We start from the raw sequence: 20234 nt of genomic DNA on the forward strand, positions 1-20234 counted from the left end.
GCCTGCCGGGCCGGATCGCGGCAAGCGCCAAGGCGCCGGCCGGACCCGAAATCGCAAAAGCCGCAAGCTTCGCAAAAGCCTTGCGGCGAAAACCCTTTACCAGGCGCCGGTATTGCCCATGGACGCCCAGGGTTCGGCGGCTGGAAGCGGGCTTCCCTTCTGCAGGATTTCGATCGAAATGCCGTCGGGGGAGCGCACGAAGGCCATGTTGCCGTCGCGCGGCGGCCGGTTGATGGTGATGCCGTTGTCCATCAGCTTCTGGCAGATCGCATAGATGTCGTCGACCTCATAGGCGAGATGGCCGAAGTTGCGTCCTCCGCCGTAATCCTCTGTATCCCAGTTGTAGGTGAGCTCGAGGCAGGGCGCTTTTTCGCTGCGCGCACGTTCGAGATCGTCGCGGGCAGCCAGGAAAACCAGGGTGAAACGGCCCTTCTCGTTTTCGTGGCGGCGAATCTCCTCCAGCCCGAACAGGGTGGTATAAAAGGCGAGCGAAGCGTCCAGGTCTTTGACGCGAACCATTGTATGAAGATAACGCATTCTATCTACTCCTTTATTGGGGCTGGCCCTGAACGGCAAGCCGTGGTCAGCTTCGGGCAAGTCATCATCATAAAATGTGCAGCTGGGAATAACCGAAAACTAGGACTTGCGCTTATCCGTTACCAAGATGTTAATCTTGATTTCAAGAATCAGTTAACCGTAACAGTGTGACGCGTATTTAGGGGCTGGCGACTATGGCTGATAGGATTTCATCGAACGAATACACCGATCTCGACGAGCTGTCGTCAGAGACGGTCGATCTTGTTGAAATCACCGGTGTCGTCAAGTGGTTCGACGTCGCCAAAGGCTTCGGCTTCATCGTTCCGGACAATGGCATGCAGGATGTTCTCCTGCACGTAACCTGCCTGCGCCGCGACGGTTACCAGACGATCCTCGAGGGAACGCGCATCGTTGCCCTCATCCAGCGTCGCGAGCGCGGCTACCAGGCTTTCAAGATCCTTTCGATGGATCAGTCGACCGCGGTTCATCCCTCGCAGCTGCCGCCGGTACGCACCCATGTGCAGGTCACCGCCACGAGCGGGCTCGAGCGTGCGCTGGTCAAGTGGTTCAACCGCACCAAGGGCTTCGGCTTCCTGACGCGCGGCGAGGGCACGGAAGACATCTTCGTGCATATGGAAACGCTTCGCCGTTTCGGCCTGACGGAGCTGCGCCCCGGTCAGGTGGTTCTCGTCCGCTTCGGCGATGGCGAAAAGGGCCTGATGGCCGCAGAAATTCATCCCGATATTCCGAGCCAGGCAAGCCGGTCGCACTGAGATGCGGGGGCTCGTCCTTCATGCGATCAGAAGCGCCGTTTTGGCGCTTTTTTTCTTGGTCGCCCTGCCGGCCCTGGCCGAGGAGCCGATGCGGTTCGACAAGGAGCCGCTGCTCATCCAGACGGCCGCCGGCAAGACGCTGCATTTCACCGTCGAGGTCGCGGTGACCGCCGACCAGCGCGCCCAGGGACTGATGTTCCGCAAGACGATGGCCGATGACGCCGGCATGATTTTCGATTTCGGCGAGCCGCGGCGCGTCGCCATGTGGATGGAAAACACCATCCTGCCGCTCGACATGCTCTTTGCCGACAATACCGGCACGATCCGTCACATCAAGCAAAACGCAACGCCCTATTCGCGCGACATCATCGATTCGATGAGCCCGGTGAAATACGTCGTCGAACTCAATGCCGGCATCGTCGGCAAATTGGGAATCAAGGTGGGCGACAGGATCATGAGCGCCACGACGACAAAGGCGAAGTGACGGCGCTCAAAGCTCGCGCGCCCGCAGGCTGCGGTGCGGCTATCGGAAATCGAGGATATCAGGATATTGAATGGTCGGAGTGGAGAGATTCGAACTCCCGACCCTCTGGTCCCAAACCAGATGCGCTACCAGACTGCGCTACACTCCGTGCCGTGATTGGCAGGGGGAATACACGGTTCACTTCGCCCTAGCAACCCATAAATCCAGCTCTGCGCGGAGATTTCTCACCGGGCCAGTGGACGCAACACGGAAAATCTCGAAGGACCGTCAATTCGGCCGCGTGGCGCAATGTGGCGCCAGCGCGGTTCCGCCTTAGCCGCCGTCGAGCAGGCCGATATATTGGGCATAGCTGATGGCGACATAGAAGAACGCGGTAATGGCGGCTCCTATCACAATGGCATTGAACTCTGCCGAGCGTCTCATCATGCGTGCAAATCCACTGAAGTCGATTGGGCCGTAAACTAGTTCCCGCGGCTGGTTGCGGCAATCAGGTTGCAATCACAACATGAGACAGCCGGTAATATTGCGCAACCGTCTGGAAATCGGTGTATTGGAAGCAGATGGCAGAGGGGGCATGAGTCAAGAACGTCCGCAGCCGCCCGATCTGTCGGTTGCCTTCTATTCCCTGCTGCACTGCCGTCTCGTCAGGGTGGCGATGCCTGTGGTGCTGCTGATCTGCCTTTTTTCTTGAAAAAACGGGGATTCGCGGATAAGCAAAATTCATCTCTTCGCGCCATCCTTGGCGACGAAGCGAGGCCCGGCGACGGGATTGAGACCATGAAAGGCGGGCGCTGTCCCCGCATATTCGGAGATGCCGCAGTCATGCCTGCCAAGATCTATCGTCCTGCTAAGACCGCCATGCAGTCCGGCAAGGCCAAGACCCATCTCTGGGTGCTTGAATTCGATCAGGAATCCCCCCGAAAGATCGATCCGATCATGGGCTACACCTCCTCGGGCGATATGCGCCAGCAGGTAAAACTCACCTTTGAAACGCAGGCGCTTGCCGAGGCCTATGCCCAGCGCAACGGCATCGAATATCGCGTCATCGCGCCGAAGGAGCCGGCGCGCCAGGTCGTGGCCTATCCCGACAATTTCCGCTATACCCGCACGCAGCCCTGGACGCATTGAGATTTCTCGTCCACATATGCCGCATCCGGTCGCGCTTCGTAAACGCGGCCGCCGGACGGCCCCTTAGCTCAGCTGGATAGAGCACCTGCCTTCTAAGCAGGTTGTCGCAGGTTCGATTCCTGCAGGGGTCGCCATCAATTCTCTAAGTTTCTGTTTTCGGAAAGCCATGACAGCTTGAGATACGGGCCGGGATTGCCGGCCGGCGATCGACCTTCATCGACCCACGTCTTTTTCCCAGTCCCACTGTTGCAGCCCTCGCCAGCTTCGTCCAGGCGCTGCCCTGGAGCAGCGGTTCGTCTTGCGATGGCCGACCTCGGCGCGCTCCGCTGGCAAGAGCAATCGCGATTCTCTCGGCAGCAAGCGGCATGACCTCGCTCCCGCACGCATCAATCTCCTGAAACTAGCGTGTCGATCTCGACTGATCCTGTTCGATTAAGACGGAGCGCCTTGAGCCAGTCAAAGGAGAGGCAAGTATGGCTGCCACTAAGCATTCCGAAGCCGAACTACAGTTGCTGCACCTCAGTATCGTAGGCACTTTGCAAGCCGTTCGGATGCTGCTGAAGCATCAGCGAAGGTGCCGCCGAAGCTTGAGCGAGCTCTCGCGGTTTGACTCTCGCCTTCTCCGTGACATCGGCTTGGAGCCTCCCACAGATCTCCGGAAAGATCGGAGAGCGGCAAGCAACTCTCACCATAAGCTGAACTGGCAGCATTTTTATCGAATCGCGGCGTTCAACTGCGACTAACATCGACAGCACCATGGAGGAATCGATGCGCTACCTTTGTCTCTTCTACATCGATCAAACACTTGTTGATGCCGCCAGCAAGGAGGAATGGGCCGAGATCGACCGGGAGTCCTTAGCTTCCAATGAAGAACTCCAACGTTCAGGCCACTATCTCGCCTCCAACGCTCTTGCCGACCCAAAGACCGCAAAGACATTGCGCGTTCGCGCCGGCAAGGCGAGTTGGACCGACGGGCCCTTTGCAGAGACCAAGGAGCATTTGGGTGGCTTCCTGCTCATCGAAGCGAAGAACCTTGCGGAGGCAATGGAGATCGCGGAGCGGGACTCGCTCGCTCGGATGGGGGCGATCGAAGTTCGCGAGACCGCCGGCTTTTAGATTAGAACTCGGCCCATTTATGCTCGCGCTCCGCCCGCGACGGCCATTCGGAGGTCAGATCGTTGCTGGAAGAGAGATGGACGGCGACCGCTGTCGCCCGCGCAAAGCGGCACCGGAAGGCCAGCTGACACTCGTCGAAAAAATGAAGCGCGTGGATGGGATCGTCGCTCGGGCGACGCCCTCGCAGCATACTCATCCACGCGCTTAAGTTTAGCGCCATGCGGCGGTTTTTGGCTCCGCCGTATTGTTGGCACGATCGTTGTGGCGATCGGATGACCGCCACAACGGGTATTGGTTACAGGAGAAAATCACCTGCGCCCAGCTGGACGTGGCCCTGCAGCTGAATCTCGAAGTCATGAACACCGTCGCCGTTCAAATCGGCCTGGATAACGGTATGGTCGTCCTCGTAGTGCCACGCGAGCGCGCCAGCCTTCTTGTCGAACAGGGCATTCTCCTGCGCCTGGAAATGGAAGGCTGCATCGCCCTGCGCAGAGCCATTCGCATCGATTGCCGAGAGGTCGATCTTATCGACGCCATGCTGGAAGTCGGTGATGACGTCGCGGCTCCAGCCGGACCCCGTCTCCGTCGGTGCCTTGAAGCTAAAGGTATCCGAGCTGGTGCCACCGGTCATGATGTCCTTTCCGACACCACCGATGAGGACGTCCGAGCCGGCGCCGCCCTTCAACACGTCATTGCCGCCGAGACCCTTGTAGGTTTCGTTACCGCCGTTGGACTGACCGGTGTGTGGCAGGTAGTCGTTACCCTCGGTGCCGGTATATACCTTCGTCGATGTGGTCGGCGTCGTCGGTGCGGTTGGAGCTGTCGGCGCTGTCGGCGCGGTTGGAGCTGTCGGCGCGGTTGGAGCTGTCGGCGTGGTGGGAGCTGTCGGTTCCGTCGGCGTGGTTGGCGCTACCGGCTGTGTCGGCGTGGTTGGGGTCGATGGTGCCGAGCCGGAGCCCGATTCATAGGCACCCATATCGACAGTTCCAACGACGCGAGCGTCGCCGTCCAGATCGACCGAGCTGATGCCGTACTTGGTGGTTCCGCTGTCGATTGCCCCCGAGCCGGAGCCGAGGTGGAAGTCGCCGCTCGATGCACCGACGAAATGCGGGTCGACGCCGAGCTTGTTGCCGTCCGCCGTGCTCGGCATGGCGTTGCCGCCATCGGTCTTGACCGATGCCTGGCCGGCCGTGCCGTTGAAGGTCATGTTGTTGGCCCAGACGACGTTCTTGTTGCTGTAGCCGCCGTACGACGTGTTATCGACTGCAGTGTTGTTATTGTTCACCGACGGGTCGGCTACGGCAACGTTGTTGACCCAGGTGTTGTTGCTCGACTGCGCGTTGCTGAGCTCGCCGCGCCAGGTGCCGTCGTTCAGCGGGTCCTGATTGTTGTGGTATGCGGTGTTGTTTTGCACCGTGACGGAGTCGCTCCAGGTAACCTGGATGCCTTTGCTGCCGTTCTCATAGACGAGGTTGTTGTCGACCAGGGTCTTAAACGTGTAGTTCGGATGACCGCTCGTCTGCGTGCTCTGGAAGTCGTCGATGATGATGCCGTTGCCATCGGTGTGCGCACCCGTCTTCGTGACGTTGTCGTGCGAGATGTTGTTCCGGATGATGTTGCGGAAGCTGCCATCGTCCGGCGCCCCGGTGATATTCCGGTTCTGATAGAGAGAGATGCCTGAAAACCAGCCGGCACTCGCATTTTTGTAAGTCTCGTTCCCTTCGATCGTGATGAAGTCGGATCCGGCGAAGGCGATGCCGGACGCACCGTTGTCGTGGGATACGTTGTTGGAGATCTTCACATGGTGGACGCCATCACCAACAATACCGTGCGAATCGCTCCCGTAGACCTCGAAGCCCTGGACCGCCACATAGTTAGCAGTGATGTTGATACCATTTGCGCCGCCCGATGCCGAGTGTATCACCGCTCCACCCGGTACCTCCGACCGCAAGGTAATGTAGCCGGCGGCGGAACCATCCTTGTACATGTTCACCGACTCGTTATAGACGCCCGCGCGCACCACGACCTCGTCGCCTGGCTTAAGGTCCGCCGCCATCGCCTGATTGATCGTGCTAAAGGGAGAAGTGGCACTGCCGTTACCGCCGCTGCTGCTCGCCGATACGTAGTATGTTGTCATGTCTTGTTCCTCAACCGTTGCCAGTTAATATTTTTAGTTAATCCTTCGTTACGGCGACGGGTTATAAGGCGACGTGTTGGAGGGCGCAACAGTAGTGCTTTAGTAAGTGCTTGAGAACAATAGCCATATTGCTGCCACAATATCAAAATCGATCCTTTATTACATTTTGAAATATTTGCTGAATTTCGAGTCGCCCAAATTGGGACAATATATATATCTCGCACGCCGCGAAATATTCTTTCTACAACTATAGGGATATTGGTGCATTGAAAATATTATGAAAAATTGGTGGGCGAGACTGTCTTCCTCCCACGAAAGGCAGAATCGACATTTTTTTCAGAATCTAGCTATTTTGGGCTGTTTCGGCCTAAAAGTGATACTAATTGCGCTGGTGAGGAAAGGGAGGACCGCCGAATCACCCGTACCTCGAACGCCAAAATAAGCCCCGATCAAAGGCATGGGCGACAAGGCAATGCTCTCATTTGGCGAGCCCGATACTGCGATCGAGCTACTCGGAACCCTGCTGCAGGCATGCCGCAAAGAGCCGCGTCAACCACTCACGCAAGCGGGGCCGGACCACGGCCCAGTTATCCGCAAAGCAGCCGATCTCTTCGGATCGACCATGAACATGCAGCACTCGCAGTGCTCGGATCACCCGGTCAATTGCTCGCCGCCCAAACCCGTTGCCGACTGATGTGCAGGAGAAACGCCGGGACAGGCTATGGATTAGGCCAAAGTCGAGAAGCAAGGATTCCTCACCGTGACGTTCCGTTCTGGGCGGCCTGCTGACGACGGACTAACTGCCGCAGCGGTCCCTTGAAGCCGTCCAGCTGCAGGTCCACAATATCTTCGAAGGCGAAAGTGACGACTGCATGCTTGTCAAGGATGCGGTATCCTTCTTGATCAACATCATCGGTGCCAATCCAGCCGTGAATCGTCAACTTGCTGACCCCAGTGCGGTTGAGCGAGAGACTCGATATTTCCGCGTCATGAAAGGTCGGCTTCTGGCCGAACCACGCCAGCAGTTCCGGACCTCCTGCTATTTCTCGTAAGTCATCTCACCTCACACTTCAGATTGGTGATGCCATCTCAGATGAGACGGCAATCGGCTACGAGTGCACGATGCCCGTCGCTTCTGGGCGACGGCATTGCTCCGGACGAGTTGTCGGCGGCTCGCGACCTCGAGACCGCAAGCGCCGCGCGATCTCGTTTAGCGACCTTGGAAAATTTTGATTGTTTTGGAAGTGAGTCGTTGGCCTTTGATGTCAACGACGTCGTCGTAGGTGGCGCGACCCGAAACGACCGCCGCGATAAAACGATCGCAACCAACGCGCACAGCGTCTTTGTCCGATGTGTTTGTCAAAAGACCGAGGTTGCGAGTGGACTTTCCATCGAAGCCCCTCACGCAATCTTTAACTGCTTCATTTTTTGCTCTTGAGCTGCCCTGCAGCAATGTGACGTATGCATCATAGTCCTGGCGCGTCGGCACGCAGGCAGTCAGAAGTCCCGTGGCAATGAATATCGTTATGGTACGAACGCGCATTATTATTCTATTCCCTAATTGCCTAATGATCGGCGTCCGATGTTTATTTCGATTCGTGTGACGCCAGAAAGACCTCGCGCGAAATCACAAGGATTTCCCCAGAGGTAGAAGCAATATGATTATTGCGGATCGCCGCAGCTACGGCCGGAATTTCGGAATCGTTATTGTGATCGCATGCCAGCCGTCGCCAGCTTGAGCTCATCTCAGCGATCGAGGAAATGATCGAAGTAAACCTTGGGAATGGGGTAGGCGTAGACGCCTCGGTCGACGAAGCCGTGTCTGTAGAGGCAGCTTCTGAGCGCCGCGTTGTAATGCAGGCTTTGCGGATCCGGCGAGCCGCGCTGCCATGAGCCGGCCTCCGGTACGCACCAGCGCAGGGCTTTGTCGTATCGAGCTAGGAGGACGGGGTCGGTATCGACCAGAACACCGCTGTAGGATCGATAGTTTGTAGGAGATTCTGCGGCCGCAATACAGCCCAAGCTAAGTGCAACGCCAACGACTGCCATCAATCTCATTGGATTTAGTTCTCCCCTGATCGATCATTGAAGTATTCCGTTGGGAGGTTATTGGTTTCAACGCCTGCGGGCAAGAGGCAGGCACTGCCAGGACGTGGCCGGATGACGACCGCCGCGGCGTGGCGGCTGTCGTCCGTTATCTTGGTGGATCAATCCAGGAGATCGGCCGGCACCTTGCCGCCATTTTCCGACAGCCTTTTCATCAGCGCCTTGTGCAGCCACATATTCATCTTCGCGGAATCGCCGCTATCGCCGGTATAGCCGAGTTCGGCGGCGAGCTCCTTGCGCTCAGCCAGGCTCGCATCCATCCCGACGGCTTTCATCAAGTCGACGATCGAGTGCCGCCAATCGAGTTTCTGGCCGCTTTTCTTCGCAGCCGCGTCGAGGATAGGGACGATATCGACGGTTGCTGCGGCCGGTGCTGGAGCCGCCTTGCTCTGCGTTGGAGAAGCCGTCGGCGCCTGGCTGGGCGCAGGCGACGGCGAGACGGGAGCCTGGACCGACGCTGCCTTTGGCGCATTGACGGCAGCGGGTTCGGCAGCTTTGGCTTCTCCGAAGATTGCATGTTTGATTTTGTCGAAAATTCCCATTCCTGACCTCCGGCCTCGTAAAATAGAACATGCTGAACATGGAGTTCCTGCAAGGCATATCCAGAAGCGCGGAAGTTTATTTTTGCCGCCTCAATGGAGGCAGCAAAGATCGACATAACCGCAGCCAACGTGAGCGACCGGGCTTCCGCTTTATTGGAAACGATCCTTGGGCCAATCCTTAAGACTTTCGCCGGGGCCCTTATACAGGCCGGGATTTGCCTCGGACGTCTGCTTTTGGCACAGTCGTTTCCGTACCGCTTGCTTGGCGATAACCACAATTGGTTATTGTCGCCCTTCGCGCCGGTTCAGGAGGCGCCGACGGGAAACATTAGCGACCCCTTCACGTTGGCTTGGCATGGGCGTCCTGGAGAGCAGGCGTCCGATCGATCGAAGGTACGCGCGTTCCTCGATTTCGGCTGTCGGACTTCGTTGTTCGGCACATGGAACGGAGGAAGATCATGACTGATATGCACTTTAGACTGCCAGCCGCCCTGCTTGCGTCGGTCTGCGCGGCACTTGCCATGCCGGCAGGTCAGGCACATGCGCTCGACATTGGCGTGTCTGTGAACGCGGGGAATACCGCCAGCGCCGATGTCGGGGCTTCCCTCGGCGGCGGAAACGGTGTTGATGCACCGGCCGATGCGTCCATTGGCAGCTCGAGCATCAATGCGGATGCGAGCGCCAGCGCTGGCGGCGGTCGCGGTATCGATGCCGACGTCAATGCTGCAGTCGGCGGCAGCGACGGTCTTGGGACGAGCACCAAAGCCTCGCTCGGCGGTGGTCGCGGCGTCAACGCTGCTATCAACGCACGGACCGGCGGCTCCAACGGCATCGATGCCAAAGCCGCGGCTTCGGTTGGCGGCGGAAGCTTCAACAACACTAATTTTGCCATCGGCGGCGTGAACCGTAGAGAGGGGGCGGCCGCTGCGTCTGATGATGCGGCCGACGCTGCCGAGGCCCGCACGCTGGATGCCTTCCGCGCCATGCCTGCCGACCAGCGGCGCAAGATGCTCATCCGTTGCGTCGATATCTCCTCTGGCAGCTCTGATTCAGGTCTTGCCGGTCTCTGCAGCCTCTTGCAGGCGTCGGCCTCCCGTTGAACGTCAAAGACCCGCCGAACCTGGAGGCGCGGCGGGTCTTTCAGAAAGCTTCAGCGCGAGACTTAATGTAGGATCTGGCTGAGGAACAGCTTGGTGCGTTCATGCTGCGGATTGTCGAAGAACTCGGCCGGCGAATTCTGTTCGACGATCTGGCCCTGGTCCATGAAGATGACGCGGTTGGCGACCTGGCGGGCAAAGCCCATTTCATGGGTGACGCAGAGCATGGTCATGCCTTCCTCGGCCAGACCAACCATGGTGTCGAGCACTTCCTTGATCATTTCAGGATCGAGCGCCGAAGTCGGCTCGTCGAACAGCATGATCTTCGGGTTCATGCACAGCGATCGGGCGATCGCCACGCGCTGCTGCTGGCCGCCGGAAAGCTGACCCGGATATTTGTTGGCCTGTTCGGGGATCTTGACGCGCTTCAGGAAGTGCATGGCAATCTCTTCGGCCTGCTTCTTCGGCATCTTGCGCACCCAGATCGGTGCCAGCGTGCAGTTTTCGAGGATCGTCAGATGCGGGAAGAGGTTGAAGTGCTGGAACACCATGCCGACTTCGCGCCTGACTTCGTCGATCTTCTTGAGATCGTTGGTGAGCTCGGTGCCATCGACGATGATCTGGCCCTTCTGGTGTTCTTCCAGCCGGTTGATGCAGCGGATCATTGTCGATTTGCCGGAGCCCGATGGGCCGGCGATGACGATGCGCTCGCCGCGCATGACCTTCAGGTTGATGTCGCGCAGCACGTGGAAATCGCCGTACCACTTGTTCATGTTGATGATCTCGACCGCCACTTCCGTTGCGGAAACGGTGAGCTTTTTTGCTGGGGCTTCAGCCATGACTATTTTCCCTCATTCTTATCGTTCTAGCGTTTTTATCGTTTGTGGCCGGTATCGAGATGACGTTCCATGAATGCTGAATAGCGCGACATGCCGAAGCAGAAAAGCCAGAAGGAGAAGCCGGCGAATATCAGCCCCGTTAACGGCGTTACTGCGGTGGCCCAATTCGGATCGACGAAGTTGAGGCGAACAATGCCGAGAAGGTCAAACATGCTGATGATCGAAACCAGCGAAGTGTCCTTGAACATGCCGATGAAGGTATTGACGATGCCGGGGATCACCAGCTTGATTGCCTGCGGCATGATGATCAACCGCATCTTCTGCCAATAGCCGAGCCCAAGTGAATCCGCCCCCTCGAACTGGCCCTTGGGGATGGCCTGCAGGCCGCCGCGTATGACTTCCGCCATATAGGCGGAGGCGAAGATCGATACACCGATGATCGCGCGCAGGAGCTTGTCCACCGTCCAGCCGGCCGGCAGGAACAGCGGCAGCATGACGCTCGCCATAAACAGCACCGTAATCAGCGGCACGCCGCGGACGACTTCGATGAAGACGATGCAGACCGTGCGGATAACAGGCATCTGCGAGCGCCTTCCGAGCGCCAGGATGATACCCAGCGGAAAGGAGACGGCAATGCCGACGAAGGAGAGCACTAGCGTCACCAGCAGTCCGCCCCAGAGTGGGGTCTCGACGATTTCCAGGCCATATCCGCCGTAAAGCAGAAAGAAGGAAACAATGGGCAGCGCACCGAAGAGCAGGAGAGCGTTAACGCCCTTGCGGGGTGCTGAAGGGATCAGCATCGGCACCAGCAGGAGTACGAAAAGAATGCCAACCAGGGTCGGGCGCCAGCGCTCGTCGAGTGGATAGCGTCCGTAAATAAACTGGTCGAATTTGGCATTGACGAAGGCCCAGCATGCACCGCTCCAGCCATCCGGTTGGATGCCGCCTTGCACGGCGGTGGCGCAGAAGGTGCGGTCCGGGCCTCTCCAAACCGCCTGCACGAAGAGCCAATCGACCGCGTGCAGGAGGGCCCAGGCGATAAAGACGACCGCCAGGGTGGTAAGGACCATGTCCTTTGGCGTCGCAAGCAGGTTGCGGCGAATCCACGCAACCATGCCCTTCTCTCCTGCGGGCGGTGGCTCCGGCGCCAGTATAGCGGTTCTGACGAAACTGTTGCTCATCTTACCTCTCCACCAGCGCCATCTTGGCATTGAACCAGTTCATCAACAGCGAGGTCACGATACTGAGACTGAGGTAAACGACCATCCAGATGAGGATCACCTCGACAGCCTGACCGGTCTGGTTGAGTGTCGTGCTGCCGACGGCGACGAGGTCGGCAAAGCCGATGGCAATCGCCAGCGACGAGTTCTTCGTCAGATTCAGATACTGACTGCTCAGCGGTGGAATGATGATGCGGAAGGCCTGCGGAATGACGACCAGACGGGTGATCGACGAGGGGTGAAGCCCCAGCGCGCCTGCCGCTTCCGTCTGTCCCTTCGGCACACCACGGATGCCCGCACGGACAATCTCGGCGATAAAGGCAGCGGTGTAGAACGATAGTGCCAGGAAGAGCGACATGAACTCAGGCCCGACGACGGAGCCGCCGGTGAGATTGAATTTGCCCGCAATCGGATAATCGAAGGAAAGCGGTGCCCCTGCGACCAGGAAGGCAATCAGCGGTAGACCGATCAGCAGGCCGATCGAAGCCCAGATCGTATGGAACTGCTGCCCTGTGGCCGCCTGCCGGCGATGAGCCCATCGGGCCGTGGCGATGGCAGCGACAATCGCGACCACGAGGGCGACGCCGACAAGCCAGAAAGTGTCGCCGAAAATCGGCTTGGGGAAGGAAAGGCCACGGTTGTTCAGATATGCCCCGAGTGGCAGATGAAGCGACTCGCGCGCATTCGGCAGGACCGCCAGAACGCCCGAATACCAGAAGAAGATCACGAGCAGCGGCGGGATATTGCGGAAGACTTCGACATAAACCGTGCACAGCTTGGCAATCAGCCAGTTGCGCGACAGGCGGCCAATGCCGATGATGAAGCCGATGATGGTGGCTGTGATGATGCCGGTGACGGCGATCAGGAGCGTATTCAGAAGACCGACGACCAGCGCCCGGCCATAAGTCGAATCGCTTGAATAGGCGATCAGCGACTGACCGACCTCGAATCCGGCGCGGCCGTTCAGAAAGCCGAAGCCCGACGCGATGTTGGCGCGCGCCAGGTTGACGGCAGTGTTGTGTGCGACCCACCAGACGAAGACGACCAGCAGTACGATGGTGAGAACTTGGAAGAAAATGCCCCGAATTGTCGGGTCGTAGAGGGCGGACTGGAAGCTCCAGCCGCTCCTGGATAAACGTGTTGAATCCAAAGCCTGATGCGTCATGCTTGGCCAATTCCCCATTATGCTCCTTTTCGGAGCTTTTTTATTGGAGGAGGAAAGGCGGTTGCCCGCCTTTCCGGCTTTCTGCGCGGCCAGTTAGCGAACCGGCGGAGCGTACTGGATGCCGCCCTTGTTCCACAGGGCGTTGAGGCCGCGAGCAATCTTGAGCGGGCTGCCCTGTCCGATATTGCGCTCGAAGACTTCGCCGTAATTGCCGACGTTCTTGACGATATTGTAGGCCCATTCGTTGGTCAGGCCCAGATCGGTGCCGATCTTGGTGTCGGCCTCGACGCCGAGGAAGCGCTTGATGTCGGGGTTCGGCGAATTCTTCATGTCGTCGACATTCGCCTGAGTGATGCCGAACTCTTCAGCATTGATCATGGCATAGCCGACCCAGCTGACGATGTCGAACCACTGGTCGTCACCCTGGCGAACAGCCGGCGCCAGCGGCTCCTTGGAAATGATTTCCGGAAGGATCGCATGCTCGTCGGGGTTCTTCAGGGTCAGACGCAGCGAGTAGAGGCCGGACTGGTCGGTCGTGTAGACGTCGCAGCGACCGGCATCATAGGCGGCGTTAACCTCGTCCAGCTTTTCGAAGACGACAGGATTGTACTGAAGGTTGTTGGCCTTGAAATAGTCGGCGAGGTTGAGCTCGGTGGTCGTGCCGGACTGGACGCAGACCGATGCGCCGGAGAGCTCGAGCGCCGACTTCACGTTCAGGCTCTTGCGAACCATGAAGCCCTGGCCGTCATAATAGTTGACGAAGCGGAAGTTCAGGCCGAGAGCGGTGTCGCGATTGATCGACCAGGTCGTATTGCGGGCCAGAACGTCGATTTCACCGGACTGAAGCGCCGGGAAGCGGTTGGCGGCGCTGAGGGGGGTGAACTTCACCTTCGTGGGGTCGCCGAAAACGGCGGAAGCGACTGCCTTGCAGAAATCGACGTCGAAACCGGCCCAATTGCCGGAAGCGTCGGGTGCGGCAAAGCCGGCCAGGCCGGTATTGACGCCGCATTGTACGAAACCCTTCGCCTTGACGTCACCGAGAGTGGTGGCCGAGGCTGCCGGTGCGCCAAGTGCCAAAACCGCTGCGCCGATGGCGGCGGACAGGAGCTTATTCTTCATTTTCCCAACCTTTTCCGTTGTCTTATCTTTATTTGTGGGGAGTGCGTGTCCGAACGTTGCGTCCGCCTCCCCAATTGTCTCGACACCCTCCCGGCGCGAGTGGGTCTATCACAGTCGCAAATGTCACCATGGTCAAGTGTCGCCATCAATAATTGCGGCAAAATTCAGAATTTTGGTCAATTGCGCCGCATTCATGGGCGGCTGGTCACGAAATGGGCGTCGGATTGCGGAAAAATAACGCGAAAATCATACTTTTCGATGTGATCCGACGCCGATCCCAAGGGGTTGACCGGAGGCGACGGGGCGTCCAAAAGTCTCGTTTTCGCGTCCCTTGCCAAAGGCTATTCCCGACATGAAAGACAAAAACAGCTTGCTGCAGAACGTCGGCATCAACACCCGCCTGAGCCATATCGGCAATGATCCCTTCGACTATCACGGCTTTGTCAACCCGCCGGTCGTGCATGCTTCGACGGTGCTGTTTCCGAATGCGCGGACGATGGAGACACGTTCGCAGAAATACACCTATGGCACCCGCGGCACGCCGACGACGGATGCGCTCTGCGAGGCGATCGACGCGCTCGAAGGGTCGGCCGGCACCATCCTCGTTCCCTCGGGGCTTGCGGCCGTCACCATTCCGTTCCTGGGTTTCGTTGCCGCCGGCGACCATGCTCTCGTCGTCGATTCGGTTTACGGTCCGACCCGTCATTTCTGCGACACGATGCTGAAGCGCCTCGGCGTCGAGGTGGAATATTACGACCCGTCGATCGGCGCGGGCATCGAAGCGCTGTTCCGGCCGAACACGAAGATCGTGCACACCGAGGCTCCCGGCTCCAACACCTTCGAGATGCAGGATATTCCGGCGATCTCGGCGGTTGCCCACCGCCATGGCGCCGTCGTCATGATGGACAATACCTGGGCGACGCCGCTTTATTTCCGGCCGCTCGATCATGGCGTCGATATCTCCATCCACGCGGCGACGAAATATCCGTCCGGCCATTCCGACATTCTGCTCGGAACGGTGTCCGCCAATGCCGAGCATTGGGAGCGCCTGAAGGAGGCGAACGGGGTGCTCGGCATCTGCGGCGCACCCGATGATGCCTACCAGATCCTGCGTGGATTGCGCACCATGGGTCTGCGCCTCGAGCGTCATTATGAAAGCGCGCTTGCTATCGCCGAATGGCTGGAGGGCAGGGAGGATGTCGCGCGCGTGTTGCATCCGGCGCTACCGAGCTTCCCCTCCCATCATCTCTGGAAGCGCGATTTCAAGGGGGCCAGCGGCATCTTCTCCTTCGTGCTTGCCGCCAACGGCCCCGAGCAGTCCAGGGCAAAGGCGCATGCCTTCCTCGATGCGCTGCGGATCTTCGGCCTCGGCTATTCCTGGGGCGGCTTCGAAAGCCTCGCTTTGCACGCCTATCTCAACGACCGCAAGGTCGCCAAGGCCCCGACCGACGGTGCGGTCATCCGCCTGCAGATCGGCATCGAAGATGTGGCCGACCTCAAGGCCGATATCGAACGCGGGTTTGCGGCGGCAAGCGCCGTCTGAGGGCAGGCGTGAAGCGCCGCCGGCGGTTGCGGCGCTCTATGGCTGCGTGGCGCTATAGCCGTAGATCCAGTCGAGATCCGCCGCCAGGCTTTGCGGCGGCTTCAGCCCGAGCACGAGATCGCGGCCGATCCGAATCGGCCCTCTTGCATGATAGGCAAACTTGTTGAAGGCGCCGCGCTGGCGAAGCTTGGCAATGCGCGGCACGCGATGGCTTTCGAAGAGCGCCAGCGCTTCGGCGACGGGACGATCCGAAACAAACGCGGCAAGTTCATAGGCGTCTTCGATCGCCATCGCCGCTCCCTGGGCGGCAAAGGGCATCATCGCGTGAGCGGCGTCGCCGATCAGAACCGACCTGCCGTCCTGCCACGCGCCCGAGGTGGTTTCGAACAGCGGCCAGAAGGTCAGCTTCCGCTGCCTTTCAAGCAGCGAGACGATCGCCGCGTTCCAGCCGGCAAGACGTGATCGCAGCTGTGCGCGCTGCTCTGCCGTCGGTTCGCTTTGCCAGGCCTGCGGCGCAATGTTGCCGGCAGTGATTGCCACCATATTGACGCTGCCGGTCTCCTTCAGCGGATAGCTGACCAGATGCGCCGACCCGCCGAGGAAAGCGGAAACGCTTGTCCGATCCAGGAAATCCGGCGCTTCATCCTCGGCAATGGTGAAGCGATAGGCGATATTGCCGGAAAAACGCGGCGAGGGGCTGCCGGCAATAGATTGCCGCAGCTTCGACCAGACGCCGTCGGCGCCGATCACGACATCGGCCGGCCGTTCCGCAGGCGGCGGACCTGCTTCAATACGCATGCCGAGGCGAAGCCGGCAGAGCGGATCGGCTTTGACCGCGGCAAGCAGCGCTTCCTGCAAGGTGGTGCGGTGCAGGACGCCATAGGGCGCGCCCCAGCGCTGCCGCGCGAATTTGCCGGCCGGCACCGCCGCAAGCTGGCGCAGCGAACTGCCCGAAATCAGTCGGATGCTCTCCGGTTCGAGCCAGATCCTCGAAAGCCCGTCCAGGATGCCGAGGTCGGCAAGAATGCGGGAGGCATTCGGCGAAAGCTGCAATCCGGCGCCGACTTCGGTGAGTTCGTCCGCCTGCTCGAAAATCTCGGAGCTGATGCCCCTGCGCGAAAGCGACAGCGCAGCCGTCAGCCCCGCAATTCCGGCACCGATGATGACGGCATGTTCGACCGGCATTGCCCGTCCGATCCGGATTCTGGTCGGGTTACGCTGCCTTCACGTGAAAGACGCAACCGGCCGGATTGGTCTGGCTGGGCTTGAGGGAGGAATTGAAGCGATAGAGCGTCGAGCAGTAGGAGCAGACCTTCTCGTTGTCGTCGCCCATGTCGATGAAGATGTGCGGGTGATCGAAAGGAACCGAAGCGCCCGTGCACATGAATTCCTTGACGCCGACTTCGATGACGCGATGACCGCCGTCGTTCTGGAAGTGAGGAATGTTGTGGCCGGCCATGTCGCTCTCCGAATGCTTTGAAAGGTGCGCGGACCTTATAAGCCTTCGCCGCAAATGTGTAGAGCCAAAGCGCCGCGGCAAGCACAGTTTTCAGCCACGGTTTTTGGCTTCACGCTGGCAGGCGGCTCGATTATGGTCGCGCCAAAAAGGAAGACCCGATGAACCTGAACACGCCCGCATTTTCGAACTTCACCCATGACGGATTGCGGCTCGCCTTTTTCGACGAAGGCGATCCCTCCGGTGTGCCGGTCCTGTTGATTCACGGCTTTGCCTCGACGGCAAACGTCAACTGGGTGAATCCGGGGTGGCTGAAGACGCTCGGCGATGCCGGCTACCGGGTGATTGCCATCGACAATCGCGGCCATGGCGCGAGCGACAAGCCGCATGATGCCGAAGCCTATCGTCCATGGGTGATGGCTGCCGATGCGATCGCCTTGCTCGACCATCTCGGCATCGCCGAAGCCAATCTCATGGGTTATTCGATGGGCGCGCGCATTTCCGTCTTTGCCGCGCTCGCCAATCCGCATCGCGTCCGCTCGCTGGTGCTCGGCGGGCTCGGCATCGGCATGACCGACGGTGTCGGCGACTGGGACCCGATTGCCGATGCGCTGCTGGCTCCGTCACTGGACGTCGTGACGCATGAGCGCGGCCGCATGTTCCGCGCCTTCGCCGAACAGACAAAGAGCGATCGCACTGCGCTCGCCGCCTGCATTCGCGGCTCGCGCGATCTCGTCGCCCGCTCGGACATGGCCAAACTCGATATGCCGGCGCTGATCGGCGTTGGCACCAAGGACGATATCGCCGGCTCGCCGCAGCAGCTGGCGGCATTGATGCCCGAGGCCGAGGCGCTGGATATTCCCGGCCGCGATCATATGCTCGCTGTCGGCGACAAGGTTTTCAAGCAAGCGGTGCTGGCCTTTTACGCAAGGGTCGCCGAGGGCTGACACATCGTGATGTCGATAAACCATGCTAAAAAACCATGGTGACGGCACCCATTTATGTTATGGGCGTTTTCCACTATATACTGGCATTGCGAAAACGGCATTCCTGTTGGTAACGAGGAGAGCGGCGATGGTCGCCAAGACAGACATTCGTGCTTTTGAGACAGGCCATCCGCTGAAAGTGATGGATCCCATCTGGGACAGCCTGCGCGAGGAAGCCCGCACTGCTGCCGAAACGGACCCGGTTCTCGCCGCCTTTCTCTATTCGACTGTGATCAATCACCGCTCGCTCGAGGAATGCGTTATTCACCGCATCTGCGAACGCCTCGATCACCCCGACATGCAGGCGATCCTCCTGCGCCAGACCTTCGAGGAAATGCTCGCCGACTGGCCGGAATGGAGCTCGATCCTGCGCGTTGATATCCAGGCGGTCTATGACCGCGATCCCGCTTGCCTCCGCTTCATGGAGGCGGTGCTCTACTTCAAGGGCTTCCATGCGCTGCAGACGCATCGTTTGGCCCACTGGCTGCTGAACCGCGGCCGGCGTGACTTCGCCCTCTATCTGCAGAGCCGCTCCTCCAGCGTCTTCCAGACCGACATCAATCCGGCCGCCCGCATCGGCAAGGGCATCTTCCTCGATCATGCCACCGGCCTCGTGATCGGCGAAACGGCTGTGGTCGGCGACAATGTCTCGATCCTGCATGGCGTCACGCTCGGCGGCACCGGCAAGGAGGGGGCCGACCGCCATCCGAAGATCGGCAGCGGCGTCATGATCGGCGCCGGCGCGAAGATCCTCGGCAACATCGAGATCGGCTTCTGCTCGCGGGTCGCCGCCGGCTCCGTCGTGCTCAAGGCCGTGCCGCCGAAAAAGACCGTTGCCGGCGTGCCGGCCAAGGTCGTCGGCGAGGCCGGTTGTTCCGAGCCGTCACGCAACATGGACCAGGTGATCGGCGCTGATATCTGAGCGCCTGCTGGAAAAAGGATAGGAAAGCCGGCGGGAACCGTGCGGGGACAGCCACTGCCCAAGCGGCAGCCCGCCTTTACACCGCTGCTTTTCCTGTGCAAGTAGCGGCCAATCAAGACCGCTTACGGAGATGACAGAGTGAAGCCTGAAGAAATCAAGAAGCTCGACGCCTATTTCAAGCGCATGTTCAACCCGCAGATCATCGTCAAGGCGCGTCCGCGCAAGAACGATTCCGCGGAAGTCTATCTCGGCGAAGAATTTCTGGGCGTCGTCTATATCGATGACGAGGACGGCGACCGCTCCTACAACTTTTCGATGGCGATCCTCGACGTCGATCTTTGATCGCGTTCGAAAGTTTCAAGCGGACCGGGCGGCGTAATCCGCCCGGTTTTTGTTTTTTCGCTGCTTAAACAAAATTTTTTTGAAATCTGCGGTTGTGCTCATCTGATATATATTAGCAAAATCAGTTAAAGACGTACGTGCCCCGGCGCGCGGCCTTTGTTTTATTATTGTCATGCAACCCTGGGGTTGTTTTGCATCGCACAAGACTACTTGACTATTTGTGCGTTGCAGCTACCCTGCCGCCATCCCACAGCCCAACGGAGGACGGTTATGTTCAACTTTGACGATGCAAACAAGAAGAGCAAGGAAGCCGTCGATACGGCGTTGAGAACCTATTCCGATACGGCGAGGGGCTTTCAGGCGATCGCTGCCGAAGCTGCTGAATATTCGAAGAAGTCCTTTCAGGATGCGGTGACGCATTTCGAAACGCTGGCCGGCGCCAAGAGCTTCGAGGCCGTGTTCGAACTGCAGACCAGCTACGTCAAGTCCAGCTATGAAAGCTTCGTTTCCGAAGCTACCAAGCTCGGCGAAATGTACGCCGATCTCGCCAAGTCCGCTTACAAGCCCTACGAGGCTCCGATCGCCGCTGCCGTCGCCAAGACGGGCAGGCAGGTGCCGCCGGCAACGCCTGCTGCCGCATGAGTTGATTGCGACGGCGCAACCTGCGCGACATATTGAAATACCGAGGCCGGCTGCGCATCTGTAGCCGGTCTTTTTTGTTT

24 protein-coding genes and 2 tRNA genes are annotated in these 20234 nt (G+C 59.2%); 13 read left to right on the forward strand and 13 right to left on the reverse strand.

Translation table 11 applies throughout. The annotated features are described in order from the left end of the window. Window positions 1–96: 96 nt before the first annotated feature. Complete coding sequence (gene gloA / locus AMC88_RS09685; protein WP_004675947.1) at window positions 97–537, reverse strand: lactoylglutathione lyase; 441 nt, start codon at window positions 535–537, stop codon at window positions 97–99. A 194-nt stretch (window positions 538–731) separates the two neighbouring features. On the opposite strand from gloA, the gene AMC88_RS09690 reads away from it, so the two are divergent. Together AMC88_RS09690 and AMC88_RS09695 are read left to right on the forward strand one after the other, a co-directional pair. After that, entirely contained in the window at window positions 732–1310 is a 579-nt protein-coding gene (locus AMC88_RS09690; protein WP_012483644.1) for a cold-shock protein, read from the forward strand. Window position 1311: 1 nt separating this feature from the next. Further along, window positions 1312–1794, forward strand: coding sequence for a DUF192 domain-containing protein (locus tag AMC88_RS09695; protein WP_010021174.1), 483 nt, complete (start codon window positions 1312–1314; stop codon window positions 1792–1794). A gap of 71 nt (window positions 1795–1865) precedes the next feature. Here the strand turns inward: AMC88_RS09695 and AMC88_RS09700 are convergent. Further along, window positions 1866–1942, reverse strand: a tRNA-Pro gene (locus tag AMC88_RS09700). 674 nt (window positions 1943–2616) lie between these two features. Here AMC88_RS09700 and AMC88_RS09705 point away from each other — a divergent pair. From AMC88_RS09705 to AMC88_RS09720, 4 genes are all read left to right on the forward strand, one after another. Beyond that, entirely contained in the window at window positions 2617–2922 is a 306-nt protein-coding gene (locus AMC88_RS09705) for an ETC complex I subunit (protein ID WP_004675942.1), read from the forward strand. A gap of 57 nt (window positions 2923–2979) precedes the next feature. Then, a tRNA-Arg gene (locus AMC88_RS09710) sits at window positions 2980–3056 on the forward strand. Between the two features lie 417 nt (window positions 3057–3473). After that, complete coding sequence (locus AMC88_RS34660) at window positions 3474–3665, forward strand: YjiS-like domain-containing protein (protein WP_225880236.1); 192 nt, start codon at window positions 3474–3476, stop codon at window positions 3663–3665. A 25-nt stretch (window positions 3666–3690) separates the two neighbouring features. Next, on the forward strand, window positions 3691–4038 hold the full coding sequence (locus AMC88_RS09720) for a YciI family protein (RefSeq protein WP_004675939.1): 348 nt from the start codon (window positions 3691–3693) through the stop codon (window positions 4036–4038). Between the two features lie 295 nt (window positions 4039–4333). Here the strand turns inward: AMC88_RS09720 and AMC88_RS09730 are convergent, their stop codons facing one another. Continuing rightward, window positions 4334–6175, reverse strand: a complete 1842-nt coding sequence (locus AMC88_RS09730; protein ID WP_012483648.1) for a M10 family metallopeptidase C-terminal domain-containing protein — start codon at window positions 6173–6175, stop codon at window positions 4334–4336. A 457-nt stretch (window positions 6176–6632) separates the two neighbouring features. Here AMC88_RS09730 and AMC88_RS09735 point away from each other — a divergent pair, with 457 nt between their 5' ends. Continuing rightward, window positions 6633–6869 (forward strand): hypothetical protein, encoded by a 237-nt coding sequence (locus tag AMC88_RS09735; RefSeq protein WP_012483649.1) that lies wholly within the window; start codon window positions 6633–6635, stop codon window positions 6867–6869. Window positions 6870–6930: 61 nt separating this feature from the next. On the opposite strand, the gene AMC88_RS31960 is transcribed toward AMC88_RS09735, so the two are convergent. The 4 genes from AMC88_RS31960 to AMC88_RS09755 form a co-directional block, all read right to left on the reverse strand. Continuing rightward, window positions 6931–7116 carry a hypothetical protein gene (locus AMC88_RS31960; protein ID WP_012483650.1) on the reverse strand — a complete coding sequence of 62 codons (186 nt, stop codon included), beginning with the start codon at window positions 7114–7116 and terminating at the stop codon, window positions 6931–6933. 269 nt (window positions 7117–7385) lie between these two features. After that, the gene (locus AMC88_RS09745) at window positions 7386–7718 is read right to left on the reverse strand and encodes a hypothetical protein (RefSeq protein WP_041683621.1); all 333 of its coding nucleotides are present in this window, start codon (window positions 7716–7718) and stop codon (window positions 7386–7388) included. A 203-nt stretch (window positions 7719–7921) separates the two neighbouring features. Beyond that, on the reverse strand, window positions 7922–8233 hold the full coding sequence (locus AMC88_RS09750) for a hypothetical protein (RefSeq protein ID WP_012483651.1): 312 nt from the start codon (window positions 8231–8233) through the stop codon (window positions 7922–7924). A 149-nt stretch (window positions 8234–8382) separates the two neighbouring features. After that, on the reverse strand, window positions 8383–8823 hold the full coding sequence (locus tag AMC88_RS09755; protein WP_010015252.1) for a DUF3597 domain-containing protein: 441 nt from the start codon (window positions 8821–8823) through the stop codon (window positions 8383–8385). 467 nt (window positions 8824–9290) lie between these two features. Here AMC88_RS09755 and AMC88_RS09765 point away from each other — a divergent pair, with 467 nt between their 5' ends. Continuing rightward, window positions 9291–9923, forward strand: a complete 633-nt coding sequence (locus AMC88_RS09765) for a hypothetical protein (protein ID WP_080515670.1) — start codon at window positions 9291–9293, stop codon at window positions 9921–9923. 62 nt (window positions 9924–9985) lie between these two features. On the opposite strand, the gene AMC88_RS09770 is transcribed toward AMC88_RS09765, so the two are convergent. The 4 genes from AMC88_RS09770 to AMC88_RS09785 form a co-directional block, all read right to left on the reverse strand. Then, complete coding sequence (locus AMC88_RS09770; RefSeq protein ID WP_012483654.1) at window positions 9986–10759, reverse strand: amino acid ABC transporter ATP-binding protein; 774 nt, start codon at window positions 10757–10759, stop codon at window positions 9986–9988. A 35-nt stretch (window positions 10760–10794) separates the two neighbouring features. Further along, window positions 10795–11940, reverse strand: coding sequence for an amino acid ABC transporter permease (locus AMC88_RS09775; RefSeq protein ID WP_012483655.1), 1146 nt, complete (start codon window positions 11938–11940; stop codon window positions 10795–10797). Between the two features lies 1 nt (window position 11941). Next, on the reverse strand, window positions 11942–13144 hold the full coding sequence (locus tag AMC88_RS09780; protein ID WP_029531157.1) for an amino acid ABC transporter permease: 1203 nt from the start codon (window positions 13142–13144) through the stop codon (window positions 11942–11944). A gap of 93 nt (window positions 13145–13237) precedes the next feature. Continuing rightward, window positions 13238–14263 carry an amino acid ABC transporter substrate-binding protein gene (locus tag AMC88_RS09785; RefSeq protein ID WP_012483657.1) on the reverse strand — a complete coding sequence of 342 codons (1026 nt, stop codon included), beginning with the start codon at window positions 14261–14263 and terminating at the stop codon, window positions 13238–13240. 352 nt (window positions 14264–14615) lie between these two features. Here AMC88_RS09785 and AMC88_RS09790 point away from each other — a divergent pair, with 352 nt between their 5' ends. After that, window positions 14616–15806: a cystathionine beta-lyase gene (locus AMC88_RS09790; protein ID WP_004675929.1), complete on the forward strand. Its 1191-nt coding sequence runs from the start codon at window positions 14616–14618 to the stop codon at window positions 15804–15806. A gap of 36 nt (window positions 15807–15842) precedes the next feature. Here the strand turns inward: AMC88_RS09790 and AMC88_RS09795 are convergent, their stop codons facing one another. Together AMC88_RS09795 and AMC88_RS09800 are read right to left on the reverse strand one after the other, a co-directional pair. Continuing rightward, window positions 15843–16991: an FAD-dependent monooxygenase gene (locus AMC88_RS09795; RefSeq protein ID WP_064825195.1), complete on the reverse strand. Its 1149-nt coding sequence runs from the start codon at window positions 16989–16991 to the stop codon at window positions 15843–15845. A 28-nt stretch (window positions 16992–17019) separates the two neighbouring features. Further along, entirely contained in the window at window positions 17020–17265 is a 246-nt protein-coding gene (locus tag AMC88_RS09800; protein ID WP_010024961.1) for a zinc-finger domain-containing protein, read from the reverse strand. Between the two features lie 158 nt (window positions 17266–17423). Between AMC88_RS09800 and AMC88_RS09805 the strand changes: the two genes are divergently transcribed. From AMC88_RS09805 to AMC88_RS09820, 4 genes are all read left to right on the forward strand, one after another. Continuing rightward, window positions 17424–18209 carry an alpha/beta fold hydrolase gene (locus tag AMC88_RS09805; protein WP_064829933.1) on the forward strand — a complete coding sequence of 262 codons (786 nt, stop codon included), beginning with the start codon at window positions 17424–17426 and terminating at the stop codon, window positions 18207–18209. 127 nt (window positions 18210–18336) lie between these two features. Next, a complete protein-coding gene (cysE, locus tag AMC88_RS09810) occupies window positions 18337–19170 on the forward strand; it encodes a serine O-acetyltransferase (protein ID WP_004675925.1) in 834 nt (277 codons plus the stop codon). Between the two features lie 138 nt (window positions 19171–19308). Beyond that, window positions 19309–19512, forward strand: coding sequence for a DUF3126 family protein (locus AMC88_RS09815; RefSeq protein WP_010021897.1), 204 nt, complete (start codon window positions 19309–19311; stop codon window positions 19510–19512). Between the two features lie 270 nt (window positions 19513–19782). Next, on the forward strand, window positions 19783–20154 hold the full coding sequence (locus AMC88_RS09820; RefSeq protein WP_010021895.1) for a phasin family protein: 372 nt from the start codon (window positions 19783–19785) through the stop codon (window positions 20152–20154). Window positions 20155–20234: the final 80 nt, after the last annotated feature.

Origin of the sequence: Rhizobium phaseoli, from assembly GCF_001664385.1 — a bacterium.
Taxonomy (GTDB): Bacteria; Pseudomonadota; Alphaproteobacteria; order Rhizobiales; family Rhizobiaceae; genus Rhizobium; species Rhizobium phaseoli.

Excerpts from the sequence above, each read along its gene's own strand:
- gloA (WP_004675947.1), bottom strand. The coding sequence starts at position 537 with ATGCGTTATCTTCATACAATGGTTCGCGTCAAAGACCTGGACGCTTCG.
- AMC88_RS09690 (WP_012483644.1), top strand. The coding sequence starts at position 732 with ATGGCTGATAGGATTTCATCGAACGAATACACCGATCTCGACGAGCTG.
- AMC88_RS09695 (WP_010021174.1), top strand. The coding sequence starts at position 1,312 with ATGCGGGGGCTCGTCCTTCATGCGATCAGAAGCGCCGTTTTGGCGCTT.
- AMC88_RS09705 (WP_004675942.1), top strand. The coding sequence starts at position 2,617 with ATGCCTGCCAAGATCTATCGTCCTGCTAAGACCGCCATGCAGTCCGGC.
- AMC88_RS34660 (WP_225880236.1), top strand. The coding sequence starts at position 3,474 with ATGCTGCTGAAGCATCAGCGAAGGTGCCGCCGAAGCTTGAGCGAGCTC.
- AMC88_RS09720 (WP_004675939.1), top strand. The coding sequence starts at position 3,691 with ATGCGCTACCTTTGTCTCTTCTACATCGATCAAACACTTGTTGATGCC.
- AMC88_RS09730 (WP_012483648.1), bottom strand. The coding sequence starts at position 6,175 with ATGACAACATACTACGTATCGGCGAGCAGCAGCGGCGGTAACGGCAGT.
- AMC88_RS09735 (WP_012483649.1), top strand. The coding sequence starts at position 6,633 with ATGGGCGACAAGGCAATGCTCTCATTTGGCGAGCCCGATACTGCGATC.
- AMC88_RS09745 (WP_041683621.1), bottom strand. The coding sequence starts at position 7,718 with ATGCGCGTTCGTACCATAACGATATTCATTGCCACGGGACTTCTGACT.
- AMC88_RS09750 (WP_012483651.1), bottom strand. The coding sequence starts at position 8,233 with ATGAGATTGATGGCAGTCGTTGGCGTTGCACTTAGCTTGGGCTGTATT.
- AMC88_RS09755 (WP_010015252.1), bottom strand. The coding sequence starts at position 8,823 with ATGGGAATTTTCGACAAAATCAAACATGCAATCTTCGGAGAAGCCAAA.
- AMC88_RS09765 (WP_080515670.1), top strand. The coding sequence starts at position 9,291 with ATGCACTTTAGACTGCCAGCCGCCCTGCTTGCGTCGGTCTGCGCGGCA.
- AMC88_RS09770 (WP_012483654.1), bottom strand. The coding sequence starts at position 10,759 with ATGGCTGAAGCCCCAGCAAAAAAGCTCACCGTTTCCGCAACGGAAGTG.
- AMC88_RS09775 (WP_012483655.1), bottom strand. The coding sequence starts at position 11,940 with ATGAGCAACAGTTTCGTCAGAACCGCTATACTGGCGCCGGAGCCACCG.
- AMC88_RS09780 (WP_029531157.1), bottom strand. The coding sequence starts at position 13,144 with ATGACGCATCAGGCTTTGGATTCAACACGTTTATCCAGGAGCGGCTGG.
- AMC88_RS09785 (WP_012483657.1), bottom strand. The coding sequence starts at position 14,263 with ATGAAGAATAAGCTCCTGTCCGCCGCCATCGGCGCAGCGGTTTTGGCA.
- AMC88_RS09790 (WP_004675929.1), top strand. The coding sequence starts at position 14,616 with ATGAAAGACAAAAACAGCTTGCTGCAGAACGTCGGCATCAACACCCGC.
- AMC88_RS09795 (WP_064825195.1), bottom strand. The coding sequence starts at position 16,991 with ATGCCGGTCGAACATGCCGTCATCATCGGTGCCGGAATTGCGGGGCTG.
- AMC88_RS09800 (WP_010024961.1), bottom strand. The coding sequence starts at position 17,265 with ATGGCCGGCCACAACATTCCTCACTTCCAGAACGACGGCGGTCATCGC.
- AMC88_RS09805 (WP_064829933.1), top strand. The coding sequence starts at position 17,424 with ATGAACCTGAACACGCCCGCATTTTCGAACTTCACCCATGACGGATTG.
- cysE (WP_004675925.1), top strand. The coding sequence starts at position 18,337 with ATGGTCGCCAAGACAGACATTCGTGCTTTTGAGACAGGCCATCCGCTG.
- AMC88_RS09820 (WP_010021895.1), top strand. The coding sequence starts at position 19,783 with ATGTTCAACTTTGACGATGCAAACAAGAAGAGCAAGGAAGCCGTCGAT.